This is a genomic window from Saccharothrix algeriensis, assembly GCF_016907655.1.
Classification (GTDB): Bacteria; Actinomycetota; Actinomycetes; order Mycobacteriales; family Pseudonocardiaceae; genus Actinosynnema; species Actinosynnema algeriense.
Window position 1 is genome coordinate 1,138,221 of record NZ_JAFBCL010000001.1, and the last position, 14,013, is coordinate 1,152,233.

Sequence of the window (14,013 nt, forward strand, 5' to 3'; positions counted from 1 at the left end):
ACGCCCTCCCGCACCGGGGTACGACCACTGACGTCCTGTTTGACGAGGCCGCCGCCTGTGTCGAAGGGTTCGAGCGGCATGACTGTGCGGGCACTGCTCACGGCGGTCCTCCTGTTCGCCGCCGCGGCGTGCGGCGGCGCGACCCCGGAACCGGAGCCGGAACCGGTCGAGGAGGTCACCCTCACCTGGTGGGACTACCTGGACCACTCCCCCACCGCGGACCAGGCGGTGGACTCGCTGGTCAAGCGCTACCAGGAGGCGCACCCCGGCGTGACGATCGAGCGGACGGCCATCCCCCGGGCCGAGTTCGCGGCCAGGCTGGACGAGGCCGCCGCGGCGGGCTCGTTCCCCGACATCGCGGTGGTCGACGTGGCCGCGCTGCCCCGGTTGGCCGAGCGGGGCGCGATCGCCGACCTGACGCCCCGGTTCTCGTCGTGGGAGCTGCGGGACAGGTTCCTGGAGCCGGTGCGGGAGAGCGTCCGGCACGGTGACGCGTTCTACGGCGTGCCGCTGCGCACCAGGACGACCGCGCTGCTCTACAACCGCGAGGTGTTCAAGGCCGCGGGGGTCGACGGGCCGCCCGGGACGTGGGACGAGCTGCGCGCCACCGCCAAGGCCCTGACCACCGGGGACCGGTTCGGGCTGTGCTTCGCCGCGCCGGCGGGCGACGACCTGACCACGACGTTCCTGCCGTTCCTGTGGCAGGCGGGCGGCGCCGTGGCGGACATCGGCGGCGCGGCCTCGGTGCGCGCCCTGTCCTATGTGGACGACCTGGTGAACGCCGACCGCAGCGCGCCGGCGGACGTGCTGCGGTGGACCAGCTCCGACGCCGAGCGCGAGTTCGTCGCCGGGCGGTGCGCGATGATGATCAACGGACCGGGGTCGATCCCGGCGATGAACCAGGCCGGGCTGGACTGGGTGTCCGCGCCGCTGCCGGCCGGCCAGGCGGGCAGCGTCGCCCCGCTGGGCGGCGAGGCGTGGGCGCTCGGGCGGACCGGGCAGCACGCCGACCGCGCCTGGGACGTGCTGCGGTGGCTGGCCGAGGAGCGCGACAACGCCACCGAGTTCGGCGCCTCGCTGAGCGCGCTGCCCAACCGGGCCGACACCATCGACGACCTCGGGTGGCAGTGGGACCCGAACGTGCCCGCGTTCGCGGCCCAGCTGTCCCGCGCGCGCCTCGCCTACGGCCCGAACTACCCGCAGGTCTCGGAGGCGATCTGGACCATGGCGCACCAGGTGCTGGCCGGCGAGCGCTCACCGGCCGACGCGGCCGGCGACGCGCGGACCCGCCTGGAACCGCTGCTGCGCTGACCCGCGCGGCCGACGGGCCCCGAGAGCCGTCACGGTCGCCGGGAGCCGCCGGAGGCGTCGGAACCGCCGGGGCCGCCGGGAGGCGCCGCGACACCAGCCGCTCCGGCGCTCACAGGAGCACCGCGCGGTTCTCCGGCGCGGCAGCACGCGGGGTGCTGCACGGCTCCCGGCGCGCAGGAGGCCGGATCCGGGACGCGTGGCCGCCGAACTCCGTGGTGAACGGCCGTCCGGGCTGCCCCGGACGGCCGTGTTCGCGCGCCGCCGTTTGCCGCTCCCGCCCGATCCCATGCCCCTTGCCGGCGAGTCCACCCGAAAGTGCGGACAAGCCCTCGTGGAAAGGGAGAACGGCCCGGACCCGAGCTTGTCCCCGAATGGGCCCGGGTATTCCGAGCCCATGCGGAAAGAGGCACCGGCGAGGAGCACCGCCGGGAAGAACGCCACCGGGAAGGGCGGCGACACCGGGACGAAGCCCCGGGTGAGCCGGGCGCAGCTGCTCGCGCTCGTCGTCGGGACGCTCCAGGTCCTCGCCGCGCTGGTGCCCGTGCTCCCGCTCAGCCAGGCGCACCACACCCTGCACCTGTGCACGGGTCTGGCCGGCGTCGTGCTCGCGTGGAAGCACGAGCACGCCCGGCTCTACGGGGTCGCGCTGCTGCTGCTCTACGGCAAGCTCCTGTTCGACGACATGAACGCCTCCACCACGTGGCTTCAGCTGCCGACGCTGGACACCGTCGCGTACGGACGGTCCGCGGTGGCCGGTCTGGTGATCACGTTCGTGCCCGCGTCCGGCCGGCGGTAGTCGCCGGCGGTCATCGTGCCGTCGGGGTGGAAGCGCAGCTTCGGGCTGGGGCTGCGGGCGATGGACTCGAACATCACCAGGTCGGCGGGCGTGGTCGGCTGCCAGTACATGTGGGCGCCGTGGGTGACGCCCATGTCCAGGTCGATCATGGTCGCCACGGCCCGGTCGTAGCGCCGCTCGGTCAGCGCCCGGCCGCCGGAGGCGTGGATGTCGAACACGTCGTGGTCGCCGGTCAGCGGGCGCAGCCACCCCCGCCGGTCGTAACCGTGGACCACGCCGTCCCGCACCAGGTATTCACCGCGGCGTTCCAATTGGGCCATCTTGGGTCCCAGCGCCGTGAACTCCTCGCGCCGCTGGGCGAAGCGGGCGAGCAGCCGCTCGGTGACGCCGTGGCGCGGTAACCGCGGCCGGAAGAAGCCGACCAGCCCGCGGTGCCGGACCCGCGCGCCCAGTCGGACGTCCAGGTCGTCGATCGTCTTGGCCTTGACCGGAGCGGGCTTGGGCAGCGCGCCGTCGCGCAGCCACGCCACGGCGTGCGGGTTGGTCGCCCGCACGTCGATGACGAGGTCCTGCTCCGCGGCCACCTGCTGGAATTTTCGGGCGTGCTCGGTGGGCATGCCGAAGACGGGCTCCACCGATGCCAGGGGGAAGAGGTGATCAGTGCGCACGGGTATTAAGGTCCGCCCCCGATAGGGGTGCGACAGAGCGCCGGGTCCGGTTAGCTCTTGACGTGACTCCTGGCGAACTGATCGGGCTGCTGGCCGACCCCGTCCGGTTGCGGGTGGTGTCCGCGCTGGTCCTGGGGGCCCGGAGCCCGGCGGAGGTGGTCGGGATGACCGGTGTGGACGCCCGGCGGGTGGACGGCGCGCTGCGCAGGCTCCGCGCCTCCGGGCTGGTCGCCGGGCAGCCCGGCGAGATGCTGGTCCGCCAGGATCTGTTCGAACAGGCCGGTCGGGTGCCGCGCCCGCCCGCTGATCCGTTCCTGCGGGACGGTCGCCTGCTCAGGCTGCCCGCGCAGCGCGGGCGGCGGCGCGCGGTGCTGGAGCGGGTGTGCGTGGTGTTCGAACCGGGCCGGCACTACTCCGAGCGCGAGGTGACGGACCTGCTGCGCGGGTGGTGCGACGGGGGCGAGGTCGACCACGTGACGGTGCGCCGGTACCTCGTGGACGAAGGGCTGCTCGACCGGGCGGACGGGCGGTACTGGCGCTCCGGCGGCCCGGTCGAGGTCTGAGGGCGGGGCTCCGGCGGACTCGGCCTCGGGCCGGGGCTCGGCCGGGCAGGCGGGGCCGGCGGGAGCGGGTGGTTCCGGCGGTCCGACGGGGCAGGCGGGTCCGGCCGGGCAGGCGGGGTAGGCAGGCAGGCGGCCCCGGCGGGGGCGGCCGTGCGGGCACGGGGACGGGTGGGTCCCCGGAGGGAGCGGGCAGGCCCCGGGAGCGGGCCGGATCGGCGGCGCGGGTGGACCCGGTGGGGGCGGGTGGCGCTCCGGCCCGCTCGGCGGCCCGGGGCGGCCGGAGCGGATCGGCCGGGACCCGAGCGGCCGGGCCCGAGCGGCCGGCCCGAGAGGTCTGGACCAGAGCGCCCGGGACCGGAGGAGCCGGGCCGGAGCGCCCCGAGCCGGGGGTCGGGCGGCTCAGTTCACCTCGTCCGGGTGCGGCCCGACCCGCTGACCGGTGTCCAGGGTCGCGATGCGGTCCAGGTCGCCCTGGTCCAGCTCGAAGTCGAACACGGCGAAGTTCTCCGCGATCCGGCTCGGCGTGACGGACTTGGGGATCACCACGTTGCCCAGCTGGAGGTGCCAGCGCAGCACGACCTGCGCCGGGGTGCGGCCGTGCTTGTCGGCGATCCCGGTCAGCACCTCCTCGCGCAGCAGGTCGCCGCCCTGGGCCAGCGGGCTCCAAGCCTCCGTGGCGATGCCGTGCTCGGCGTGGAAGCGGCGCAGCTCCTCCTGCGGGAGCCGGGGGTGCAGCTCGACCTGGTTGACGGCGGGCACGGTGTCGGTCGCCTCGATCACCTTCTCCAGGTGGGCGGGCTGGAAGTTGGACACGCCGATCGCCCGCACCCGGCCGTCCGCGAGCAGCTTGCCCAGCGCGCGCCAGCTGTCGACGTACCGGTCGCGCGCGGCGGCGGGCCAGTGGATCAGGTAGAGGTCGAGCTGCTCCAGGCCGAGCTTGCCCATGCTGGTGTCGAACGCGCGCAGCGCCTCGTCGTAGCCCTGGTCGGTGTTCCACAGCTTGGTGGTGACGAACAGCTCGTCCCGCGCGACGCCGGACGCGGCGAGCGCCCGGCCGACGGGCTCCTCGTTGCCGTAGATCGCGGCGGTGTCGATGCTGCGGTAGCCCACCCGCAACGCCTCGGCGACCGCGTCCTCGGTGTCCTGAGTGGACACCTGGAACACGCCGAAACCGAGCTGCGGCATGGTCACGCCGTTGTTCAGGGTGATGGTATTCGTCATGACCCCATCATGCCCGCTGTCAACGGCTCCCACGTCCTGGACGGCGTTGACGCCCCTTCCGCGCGGCTGGTCCGATGCACGGGTGGCCGCAGTGCAGGCAATCCCCGACACGACTGCCGATGACGTGACGACCGTCGACGTGACCGTCCTCATCCGCCTCAGCGCCCCGACGGCTCAGGTGGTCGACACGGCCGCGCAGTTCGCGGAAGCGCTGCGGACCGCGCTGGACCTGTCCGACGCCGACGTCGACGTCGTGGTGGAGCTGCCGAGGCCGAGGGCCGAGCCCGAGGTGCGCATCCTCGCGGACTCCCGCCGGGTGCTGCACCGAGGGGTGGACGTGGAGCTGACCAGGTTGGAGTTCGACCTGCTGCACCACCTGTGCACCCACCCGCACCAGGTGCACCGCCGGACCTCGCTGATGAGCAGCGTGTGGGGGTCGACCAGTTTCGTCGACACGCGAACGGTGGACGTGCACGTGCGCCGGATTCGCCGGAAACTGGGCGAGGCGGCCTCCCTGATCACCACGGTGCGCGGTGTCGGATACCGGATGGACAGCCCTCTCGCGGTTTCGGTGGAACACGACGCACTGGCAGTCTGATTGCGCTTCGCACGCAGCGGCGCCGCATCTCGTGCGCTTAGCACGAAGCGGTGCTGCACTTCGTGCACACACCGGTCGCTTCGTGTTCTCCTCCCCGTACGGCCTGGGCGCAGCCCAATCAGATTCGTCCGGGGGTGTCAAGCACGCTTTACCGCTTGACACCCCCGGACGAATCTGATTGCCTTCGGCAGGCCGTGCGGGGAGGAGAACACGACCGCTGTTTCTTTTCCTCCTCCTTGGGGGCCTCTCGGCCGCTCTTCATACTTGTGTCCTGCACGGATCCAGGTGAGATTCGGTGCTGTGCCGCCCGAGGCTGAAGGGATTAAAAGAGTCCTCGCCGGACAGGCAGGCCGCCAAGGAGGAGGAAGAGCAAGAGCGGTCGTGTTCTCCCCGCATGGCCTGTCAAAGACGACCATGCTTTCTTGGGGGGTGCAAGCGAAAAGCGTGCTTGCACCCCCCAAGAAAGCATGGTAGCCCTCCGGGCAGGCCATACGGGGAGAACACGAAGGCACCGGTCTGCACGGGGCGTGCGGAAAAGACGAAAGCTGAAAGCTGGAGCGCAAGGTTTGCGGTGCGGGGGGTGAGGGTGGTGGTTGTGTGGAGTGGTGGTGGGGAGGTCGGTTAGCTCAGTAAGGCGATCTGGCGTTCCACCTCGGGGGGAAGTCTGCGGCGGTGGCGGGCTACTGCCGGTAGGCGGGCGGCGGCTGCGGCCAGGGCTGCTCGGGCGTCCTGGTCGGACAGGGCTCGGCGGGCGAGGGTGAGGGCGTCGCCCAGTGCCCGGGGCAGGGGGCGGCGCAGCCAGGTGGTGAGCAGGTCGTTGCGCAGTTCGGTGCGGCGGCCGGTGGCGCTGGGCGGGCGGGAGCGGGACGGGTGGTGGTGGGCCACGACGTCGGGCACGTAGGCGCACGCCCAGCCGGCCGCGGCCAGGTCCCACGAGAACAGGCGCTCCTCGCCCCGGAAGAACAGCACCGGGTGGAAGCCGCCGACGCGCAGGAAGGCCGTGCGCCGCACGATCGCCCCGCAGCACAGGAAGCCGAGCACCGCCGGACCGGGCAGGTCCGGTGGTGTGCCGAGGGCGGAGTCGGCCATGATCGCGCACATCGGGTCGGTGCGGCCCTCGGGTTCGACCAGGGTGCGCGCGGCGACCAGGCCGAGCCTCGGGTGCTGCTCGAACAGCGCCTCGGCGCGGGTGACGGCGTCGGGCGCCCACCAGGAGTCGTCGTCGCTGAACGCCACGTAGGGCGTCCGGGCGTGGCGCACGCCCCGGTTGCGGGCGAGTGCGCCCTCGTTGCGGCCCAGCGGCAGCACCTCGACCTCGGGGAAGTCCCTGGCGACGCGGTCCACCGTGTCGTCGGACGAGCCGTTGTCCACCACCACGATCGGTACGGCCAAGGCCCTGAGGTGGGTCAACGTGCGGGTCAGCTCCTCGGCTCGGTCACGGGTCGCGATCACCACCGTCGTATCCGCCACCGCTGGGTATTACCCCCGGGAGAAGTGGTTACACCCGGATTCCACGGGTAGGCCCTTCGACATGGGCTTCGAACGAGCGGTCGTGACCGGTGGGGCGGGCTTCCTCGGGTCGCACGTGTGCGAGGCGTTGCTGCGCCGCGGCACGAAGGTGGTGTGCGTGGACGACTTCAGCACGGGGTCCCCGGACAACGTGCCGGACGGCGCCGGGCTGGTGGTGGCCGACGTGGGCAAGCCGCTGGACCTGCTCGGCGACGTCGACCTGGTGCTGCACCTGGCGTGCCCGGCGTCGCCCGCCGACTACCTGCGGGCGCCGGTGGAGACCATGAAGTCGGGCGGTTTCGGCACGCTGCACGCGCTGGAGCTGGCCGCGCGCAAGGGCGCGCGGATCGTCGTGGCGTCCACCAGCGAGGTCTACGGCGACCCGTTGGAGCACCCGCAGCGTGAAACCTACTGGGGCAACGTCAACCCGATCGGCCCGCGCAGCGTCTACGACGAGGCCAAGCGCTTCGGTGAGGCGCTGACCTGCGCGTTCCGCCGGGAGCACGGCGTGGACACGGGCATCGTGCGGATCTTCAACACCTACGGGCCGCGGATGCGGCCCGACGACGGGCGGATGATCCCGACGTTCGTGCGGCAGGCGCGGGCGGGTGAGCCGCTGACGGTGCACGGCGACGGCACGCAGACGCGGTCGCTGTGCCACGTGGACGACCTGGTGCGCGGGCTGCTCACCATGGCCGAGTGCGACCACCCCGGTCCGGTGAACCTGGGCAACCCGGAGGAGGTCACGGTGCTGGAGGTGGCACGCCGGGTGATCGAGGTGACCGGCGGGTCGTCGGGCATCCGGCACGTCGAGCCGATGCAGGACGACCCGCGCCGCCGCCGGCCGGACATCGCGCTGGCCCGCGAGCTGCTGGGCTGGCAACCGGAGATCGACCTCGCCGAGGGGCTGCGCCGCTCGTTCGGCCGACACCTCGTCGGGTAGTGCCCGGCCAACGGACGAAAGGGGAACAACCGTGCGCGTGCTCGGAATCAACGCCGTCTTCCACGACCCGGCGGCGGCGCTGGTGGTCGACGGCAGGATCGTGGCCGCCGCCGAGGAGGAGCGCTTCTCCCGCCGCAAGCACGGCAAGCGGCCGGTGCCGTTCTCGACGTGGGAGCTGCCGGAGCAGGCCGCCCGCTGGTGCCTGGCGCACGCGGGCCTGACCCCCGGAGACCTGGACGCGGTCGCCTACTCCTACGACCCGTCGATGGCGCTGCCCGACAGCGACGTGCCGTGGGAGGACCTGCGCACCGAGTACGCCCGCCGCGCGCCGCAGTTCCTGGCCACCGCCCTGCCGGGGCTCGACCCGGCGATCGTGCGGTTCGTGCCGCACCACGTGGCGCACGCGGGTTCCACCGGGCTGGCCGCGCCGTTCGGCGGCGACTGCGCGGTGCTGGTGTCCGACGGCCGGGGCGAGTGCGGCTCGCACCTGGCCGGCAGCTACCGCGGCCACCGGCTGGAAACCCTTGCCGCGCAGCAGCTCCCCCACTCGCTCGGGCTGCTCTACGAGGACCTGACCGAGCACCTGGGCTTCCTGCGCTCCAGCGACGAGTACAAGGTGATGGCGCTGGCGTCCTACGCCTCGCCCGTGCACCTGGACCTGATGCGCGAGCACATCCGGGCGACCGGGGACGGCGGTTTCCACGTGGCGCCGGTCGACTGGGCCACCCTGGCCAAGCGCCGGGGGCCGGACGAGGAGGTGACCCGCGAGCACGCGGAGCTGGCGGCCAGCGTGCAGGTCCGGGTGGAGGAGGTGCTGCTGGACCTGGTGCGGTGGCTGCACGAGCGGACCGGCCAGCGGCGGCTGACCATGGCGGGCGGTGTCGCGCTGAACTGCGTGGCCAACACGCGGATCTTCGCCGAGGGCCCGTTCGACGAGGTGTGGGTGCAGCCGGCGGCCGGTGACGCGGGCACCGCGCTGGGCGCGGCGCTGCACGTCGTGGCGCACGAGGGCGAGCCGGCCGCGGCGATGCCGGGCGCGGACCTGGGCCGCGGCTGGACCGACGACGAGATCGAGGAGTACCTGCGGCGGGCCAGGATCGCCTACGAGGAGCCGGCCGACGTCGCCGCGGCGGTGGCCGAGGCGTTGGCGGACAACCAGGTGGTGGCGTGGTTCCAGGGCCGCAGCGAGTACGGGCCGCGCGCGCTGGGCCGCCGCTCGCTGCTGGCCAACCCGTGCTTCGCGGAGAACCTGGCCCGGCTCAACGACGTCAAGGGGCGCGAGCAGTTCCGGCCGGTCGCGCCGATGGTGCTGGCCGACCGGGCGCGGGAGCTGTTCACCCGCGGCCCGATCCCCAGCCCCTACATGCTGTTCGTGCACGACGTCCGTCCGGAGTGGAAGGACCGCATCCCGGCGGTGGTCCACGTGGACGGCACCGCTCGGGTGCAGACGGTCGACCCGGCGCAGGAGCCGCTGATGGCGCGGGTGCTGACCGGTTTCGCCGAGCGCACCGGGGTGCCGGTCGTGGTGAACACCAGCCTCAACACCGCCGGCAGGCCGATGGTGGACGACCCGCGCGACGCGCTGGAGTGCTTCGGCTCCGCGCCGGTCGACCTGCTGGCCATCGGGCGATTCGTGGTGCGCCGATGAACCCCGGGACGAACCCGGGAACCAGCCCCGGAACGGACCCGGGAACGAATTCGGGAACCAGCCCGGGGATGAGCCCGGACTACGCGGTGGTGATCCCCACGGTGGGCCGCGACAACCTCGGCGTCGTGCTGGACGCCCTGGAGCACGGCTCCGGTCCACCGCCGCGCGAGGTGATCGTCGTGGACGACCGGCCGGAGCCGGGGCCGCTGCCGCCGACGCACTCCGCGCGCGTGCTGCGCAGCGGCGGCAAGGGGCCCGCCGCCGCCCGGAACGCGGGCTGGCGGGCGGCCTGCTGTGAGTGGATCGCCTTCCTGGACGACGACGTGGTGCCGCCGCGGGACTGGAAGCTCCGGCTGGCGCGCGACCTGGCCGGGCTGGGCCTGGAGGTCGCCGGGTCGCAGGCCCGGATCGCCGTGCCGCTGCCGGCGGACCGCAGGCCGACCGACTGGGAGCGCGGCACGGCCGGCCTGGCGGATGCGCTGTGGATCACCGCCGACATGGCCTACCGGCGGGCGGCGCTGGCCCACGTCGGCGGGTTCGACGAGCGCTTCCCCCGCGCCTACCGGGAGGACGCCGAGCTGGCGCTGCGCCTGCAGGGCCAGGGGTACCGGATCGTGCGCGGCGACCGGCTGACCACGCACCCGGTGCGGCCCGCGGACTTCCTGGCCAGCCTGCGCCAGCAGCGCGGCAACGCCGACGACGCGCTGATGCGCCGGCTGCTCGGCGCCGGCTGGCGCTCCCGCATCGGCGGCCACCCGGGGCGGTTGCGCCGGCACGCGGTCACCACCGCGGCGGGCGCGCTGACCGTCCTGCTGGCGCTGGCCAGGTCGAGGGCGGCGGTCCTGACCGGCGCGGTGTGGGCGGCGCTGACCGCGCGCTTCGCCGCCGAGCGCATCGCGCCCGGTCCGCGGACGCCCGACGAGGTGCTGCGGATGGTCGTGACCAGCGTGGCCATCCCGCCGGCCGCCTGCGCCCACCGGGTGCGCGGCGAGCTGCGCCACCGGGCGGTGGGCCGATGAGGATCCTGGTGCTGCGCGCGCTGGGCCTGGGCGACCTGCTGACCGCGGTGCCCGCGCTGCGGGGGCTGCGCCGCGCCCACCCGGACGCGGAGATCGCGCTCGCCGCGCCGGCGTGGCTGGCCGACGCCGTGGAGCGGGTCGAGGCGGTCGACCGGCTGCTGCCGACCGAGGGCCTGGCCCCGGTGGACTTCCCCCGGCCGGACCTCGCGGTGAACCTGCACGGCCGCGGCCCGCAGAGCACCGACCTGCTGCGCGTGACCGGGCCGGAGCGGCTCATCGCGCACGGCACGCACGTGCCCTGGCGGGACGACCAGCACGAGGTGGACCGCTGGTGCCGGCTGCTGATGCTGCACGGCATCCCCTGCGACCCCGACGACCTGCACCTGCCCCGCCCCGAGCGCACCACCGGCGACGTCGTGGTGCACCCCGGCGCCAGCCACGGCGCGCGGCGGTGGCCGGTGGAGCGGTTCCGGGCCGTCGTGCGGGAGCTGGGGCCGGCCGCGGTGGTCACCGGCAGCCCGGCGGAGGCGGACCTGGTGCGCGCGGTCGCGGACGGCCGCGCGCGCACGTCGCTGGGCAGCCTGGCCTCGCTGCTGGACCTGATCGCCGGCGCCCGCGCGGTGCTGTGCGGCGACACCGGGGCGGCCCACGTCGCCACCGCCTACCGCACCCCGTCGGTGCTGCTGTTCGGCCCGGTGGCGCCGGACCGGTGGGGGCCGCGCTCCGGCCCGCACCGCGTCCTGTGGCACGGCTCCACCGGGGACACGTTCGCCGACCGGCCGGACCCCGGCCTGCTGCGGATCACGGTCGGGGAAGTCCTCGATGCGATGGGAGGTGTGCCATGGCCCGGATCGGTGTCATCGGCGCGGGCTACGTCGGTCTGACCACGGCGGCGTGCTTCGCCCACCTCGGCCACCGCGTGGTGTGCGCCGACGTGGACGAGGGCAAGGTCGCCGCGCTGCGCCGGGCCGAGGTCGGCGCGCACGAGCCCGGCCTGGCGGAGCTGGTCTCCACCGGCGTGCGGACCGGCGACCTGGTGTTCACCGCGGACAACGACGTGGCGCTGGCCGGGGCGGAGTTCGTGTTCCTGTGCCTGCCCACCCCCACCGGCGAGCGCGGCGAGGCGGACCTCAGCGCGATCGACGCCGTGCTGGGGCGGGCGGACCTGCGCGACGGCGTGCTGGTGGTGAAGTCCACCGTGCCGATCGGGACCGCCGACCGGATCGCGCGGTCGCAGCGGGTGCCGGTGGTGTCCAACCCGGAATTCCTGCGCGAGGGCTGCGCGGTGGACGACTTCCTGCGCCCGCAGCGGGTTGTGGTCGGCTCGGACGACGAGTCGGCCGCGCGGGGCGTCCTCGGCCTGTACCCCGACGCGCCCGCGCTGGTCACCGACCGGGCCAGCGCGGAGCTGGTGAAGTACGCGAGCAACTGCTTCCTGGCCATGAAGCTGTCCTACGTCAACAGCCTGGCGGAGCTGTGCGAGCGGGCCGGCGCGGACATCGACGACGTCACCGAGGGGATGCGGCTCGACGAGCGGATCGGGGCGGCCTTCCTGCGGCCGGGACCGGGCTGGGGCGGCTCCTGCTTCCCCAAGGACACCCGGGCCCTGCTGTGCACCTCGGCCGACGCGCACGTCGACTTCCCCCTGCTGCGGGCGACCATCGACACCAACGAGCGGCAGGCGCACCGGGTGGTGGACAAGGTCCGCGAGGCCGCCGGCCCGCTGGCCGGCGCCCGGATCGGGCTGCTGGGCCTGACGTTCAAGGCGGGCACGGACGACCTGCGCGACTCGCCCGCGCTCGCGGTCGCCGGCCTGCTGGCCGGCGAGGGCGCGGTGCTCACCGGCTACGACCCGTGCGTCGGCGCCGACACCGGGCCGGTGCGCGTGGCCGGGTCGGCGCTGGACGCGGCGCGCGACGCCGACGCGCTGGTCGTGCTGACCGAGTGGCCGGAGTTCGCGGAGCTGGACTGGCCGGCGGTGGCGGCCGGGATGAGCCGCCCGGTCATCGTGGACACCAGGAACCTGTTGCCCGCGGACAAGGTCACGGAGAGCGGCATCCGGCTGGTCGGCACCGGGCGCGCCGTGACCTGAGGACCCGCCGGCCGGACCCCAGCGGAAGGGGCCCGGCCGGCGGGGCGCGCGGGTCAGGTCCGCGCGCCCCAGCGGAACAGGCGGACCGCCAGCGCGCCGCCCACCGCCGTCCACCCGAGCAGCGACAGCGCCGCCAGGCCCGGGTCCCCGGGGCCGCCCCAGGCGACCTCCACCAGCTCGGCCACCCCGCCGCCGGGCGCCAGCAGCGTGCGGGCGTCGGTCGACCCGAGCGACCAGATGCCGCCGCCGAGCAGGGCGAGGAAGAACGGCCCGGTGGTGATCTGGGCCAGCTCGGCGGTCGAGGTCACGCCGCTGGTGGCCACGCCGGCCGCGCAGCACGCCGCGGCGCCGCCCACCACCGCCAGCGCCAGCAGGTCCGGCCGCGCCGGCAGCGGCGCCCCCGCCGCCAGGCTGACGCCCAGCAGCAGCGCCGCCTGGGCCAGTGCCAGCAGCAGGGGAGGCAGCAGCACGCCGGTCAGCACCACCGCGTCCGACGCCGCGCCGGTTCGCAGGCGCTTGAGGTAGTGGTCCTGGCGGCGGGAGGCGAGCGAGGTCGTCGTCGTCACGTAGACCGTGAAGCCCAGCGTGGACAGCAGTTGCAGGGCGACGGCGGTCGACCAGCCCTCGTCGCCGAACGCCAGGGCGAAGTAGCCGCCGAGCAGCAGGGGCATCCCGAACGCCAGCGACGCGGCGGTCCGGTTGCGCAGCAGGAGCTTGAACTCGGCCGCGCCCAGTGCGGTGATCACGCCGCGACCACCTCCCGGCCGGTGCGGGCGGCGTGGAAGACGTCCTCCAGGGACGCCTGGTGCGCGCGCAGCCTGCCCAGCACCAGGCCGTCGCGGCGCGCCCACGCCAGCAGGGCGCCCAGGTCCTCCTGCAGGTCGCGGGTGCGCACGTCGACCCGGCCGGACGGGGCGTGCACCACGTCGCCGGTCAGCATGGGCAGCGAGGCGACGTCGTGGCGGCCGGGCATGTCGAACGAGATCCGCGCCGGCTGCGCGGCCAGCACGTCGACCAGCGCGCCGGACACCGCGACCACGCCCTCGTGCAGGATCGCCAGCCGGTGGGCCAGCGACTCGGCCTCCTCCAGGTAGTGCGTGGTCAGCAGGACCGTCGTGCCCTCGGCCAGCAGGCCGCGCACCACCTCCCAGGTGCGCTGCCGCGACTCCGGGTCCAGGCCGGTGGTCGGCTCGTCGAGGAACAGCAGCTCGGGGCGGCCCAGGACGGCCAGCAGCAGGTCCAGCTGGCGCCGCTCGCCGCCGGAGAGCTGCTTGATCCGCACGTCCCGCCGGTGCGCCAGGTCCAGCCGCTCCAGCTCGGGGCCGTGGTCGCCGCGCCGCCACAGGCGGGCCATCTCCCCCACCGTCAGGTCGGCCGGGAAACCGCTCTCCTGGAGCACGACGCCGGTCCGCGCCCGGATCGCCGACCGCTCGCGGTGCGGGTCGACGCCCAGCACTCGCACCCGTCCCCCGCTCGGCGCGCGCAGGCCCTCCAGCGCCTCCAGCACGGTCGTCTTGCCCGCGCCGTTGGTGCCCAGCAGCGCGAACAGCTCCCCCCGGGCCACTTCGAGGTCGACCCCCCGCACCGCCTCGAAGTCCCCGTACCGGCAGCGCAGCCCCGTCACGTCGATCACCGGATTCCGCAT

The 14,013-nt window shown here is 74.5% G+C and carries 14 protein-coding genes; 9 read left to right on the top strand and 5 right to left on the bottom strand.

Annotated elements, in window-relative coordinates; genetic code table 11:
• The first annotated feature begins 78 nt into the window (after positions 1-78).
• Positions 79-1,311 (top strand): ABC transporter substrate-binding protein, encoded by a 1,233-nt coding sequence (locus tag JOE68_RS04775; RefSeq protein ID WP_204841125.1) that lies wholly within the window; start codon positions 79-81, stop codon positions 1,309-1,311.
• A 394-nt stretch (positions 1,312-1,705) separates the two neighbouring features.
• Complete coding sequence (locus tag JOE68_RS04780) at positions 1,706-2,107, top strand: hypothetical protein (RefSeq protein WP_204841126.1); 402 nt, start codon at positions 1,706-1,708, stop codon at positions 2,105-2,107.
• On the opposite strand, the gene JOE68_RS04785 is transcribed toward JOE68_RS04780, so the two are convergent.
• Positions 2,017-2,775 carry an anthrax toxin-like adenylyl cyclase domain-containing protein gene (locus tag JOE68_RS04785; RefSeq protein ID WP_307819524.1) on the bottom strand — a complete coding sequence of 253 codons (759 nt, stop codon included), beginning with the start codon at positions 2,773-2,775 and terminating at the stop codon, positions 2,017-2,019. The genes JOE68_RS04780 and JOE68_RS04785 overlap by 91 nt on opposite strands.
• 62 nt (positions 2,776-2,837) lie before the next feature.
• Here JOE68_RS04785 and JOE68_RS32145 point away from each other — a divergent pair, with 62 nt between their 5' ends.
• A complete protein-coding gene (locus tag JOE68_RS32145) occupies positions 2,838-3,338 on the top strand; it encodes a DUF2087 domain-containing protein (protein ID WP_204841127.1) in 501 nt (166 codons plus the stop codon).
• Between the two features lie 399 nt (positions 3,339-3,737).
• On the opposite strand, the gene JOE68_RS04795 is transcribed toward JOE68_RS32145, so the two are convergent.
• On the bottom strand, positions 3,738-4,559 hold the full coding sequence (locus JOE68_RS04795; RefSeq protein WP_204841128.1) for an aldo/keto reductase: 822 nt from the start codon (positions 4,557-4,559) through the stop codon (positions 3,738-3,740).
• Positions 4,560-4,683: 124 nt separating this feature from the next.
• Between JOE68_RS04795 and JOE68_RS04800 the strand changes: the two genes are divergently transcribed.
• On the top strand, positions 4,684-5,157 hold the full coding sequence (locus JOE68_RS04800; protein ID WP_307819526.1) for a winged helix-turn-helix domain-containing protein: 474 nt from the start codon (positions 4,684-4,686) through the stop codon (positions 5,155-5,157).
• A 621-nt stretch (positions 5,158-5,778) separates the two neighbouring features.
• Here JOE68_RS04800 and JOE68_RS04805 read toward each other — a convergent pair.
• On the bottom strand, positions 5,779-6,627 hold the full coding sequence (locus JOE68_RS04805; RefSeq protein WP_204841129.1) for a glycosyltransferase family 2 protein: 849 nt from the start codon (positions 6,625-6,627) through the stop codon (positions 5,779-5,781).
• A 61-nt stretch (positions 6,628-6,688) separates the two neighbouring features.
• On the opposite strand from JOE68_RS04805, the gene JOE68_RS04810 reads away from it, so the two are divergent.
• From JOE68_RS04810 to JOE68_RS04830, 5 genes are all read left to right on the top strand, one after another.
• Positions 6,689-7,609 (top strand): UDP-glucuronic acid decarboxylase family protein, encoded by a 921-nt coding sequence (locus tag JOE68_RS04810; RefSeq protein WP_204841130.1) that lies wholly within the window; start codon positions 6,689-6,691, stop codon positions 7,607-7,609.
• Between the two features lie 31 nt (positions 7,610-7,640).
• Positions 7,641-9,257, top strand: a complete 1,617-nt coding sequence (locus JOE68_RS04815) for a carbamoyltransferase family protein (protein ID WP_204841131.1) — start codon at positions 7,641-7,643, stop codon at positions 9,255-9,257.
• Between the two features lie 68 nt (positions 9,258-9,325).
• A complete protein-coding gene (locus tag JOE68_RS04820) occupies positions 9,326-10,276 on the top strand; it encodes a glycosyltransferase family 2 protein (RefSeq protein WP_204841132.1) in 951 nt (316 codons plus the stop codon).
• Positions 10,273-11,160 (top strand): glycosyltransferase family 9 protein, encoded by an 888-nt coding sequence (locus JOE68_RS04825; protein WP_204841133.1) that lies wholly within the window; start codon positions 10,273-10,275, stop codon positions 11,158-11,160. The genes JOE68_RS04820 and JOE68_RS04825 overlap by 4 nt, the downstream gene beginning before the upstream one ends.
• The gene (locus tag JOE68_RS04830; RefSeq protein WP_204841134.1) at positions 11,118-12,368 is read left to right on the top strand and encodes a UDP-glucose dehydrogenase family protein; all 1,251 of its coding nucleotides are present in this window, start codon (positions 11,118-11,120) and stop codon (positions 12,366-12,368) included. Before JOE68_RS04825 ends, JOE68_RS04830 begins: the two co-directional genes overlap by 43 nt.
• A gap of 53 nt (positions 12,369-12,421) precedes the next feature.
• Here the strand turns inward: JOE68_RS04830 and JOE68_RS04835 are convergent, their stop codons facing one another.
• Together JOE68_RS04835 and JOE68_RS04840 are read right to left on the bottom strand one after the other, a co-directional pair.
• The gene (locus tag JOE68_RS04835; protein ID WP_204841135.1) at positions 12,422-13,114 is read right to left on the bottom strand and encodes an ABC transporter permease; all 693 of its coding nucleotides are present in this window, start codon (positions 13,112-13,114) and stop codon (positions 12,422-12,424) included.
• A complete protein-coding gene (locus JOE68_RS04840; RefSeq protein WP_204841136.1) occupies positions 13,111-14,013 on the bottom strand; it encodes an ABC transporter ATP-binding protein in 903 nt (300 codons plus the stop codon). The genes JOE68_RS04835 and JOE68_RS04840 overlap by 4 nt, the downstream gene beginning before the upstream one ends.

Excerpts from the sequence above, each read along its gene's own strand:
- JOE68_RS04820 (WP_204841132.1), top strand. The coding sequence starts at position 9,326 with ATGAGCCCGGACTACGCGGTGGTGATCCCCACGGTGGGCCGCGACAAC.
- JOE68_RS04825 (WP_204841133.1), top strand. The coding sequence starts at position 10,273 with ATGAGGATCCTGGTGCTGCGCGCGCTGGGCCTGGGCGACCTGCTGACC.
- JOE68_RS04780 (WP_204841126.1), top strand. The coding sequence starts at position 1,706 with ATGCGGAAAGAGGCACCGGCGAGGAGCACCGCCGGGAAGAACGCCACC.
- JOE68_RS04840 (WP_204841136.1), bottom strand. The coding sequence starts at position 14,013 with ATGCGGAATCCGGTGATCGACGTGACGGGGCTGCGCTGCCGGTACGGG.
- JOE68_RS04795 (WP_204841128.1), bottom strand. The coding sequence starts at position 4,559 with ATGACGAATACCATCACCCTGAACAACGGCGTGACCATGCCGCAGCTC.
- JOE68_RS04775 (WP_204841125.1), top strand. The coding sequence starts at position 79 with ATGACTGTGCGGGCACTGCTCACGGCGGTCCTCCTGTTCGCCGCCGCG.
- JOE68_RS04830 (WP_204841134.1), top strand. The coding sequence starts at position 11,118 with ATGGCCCGGATCGGTGTCATCGGCGCGGGCTACGTCGGTCTGACCACG.
- JOE68_RS04810 (WP_204841130.1), top strand. The coding sequence starts at position 6,689 with ATGGGCTTCGAACGAGCGGTCGTGACCGGTGGGGCGGGCTTCCTCGGG.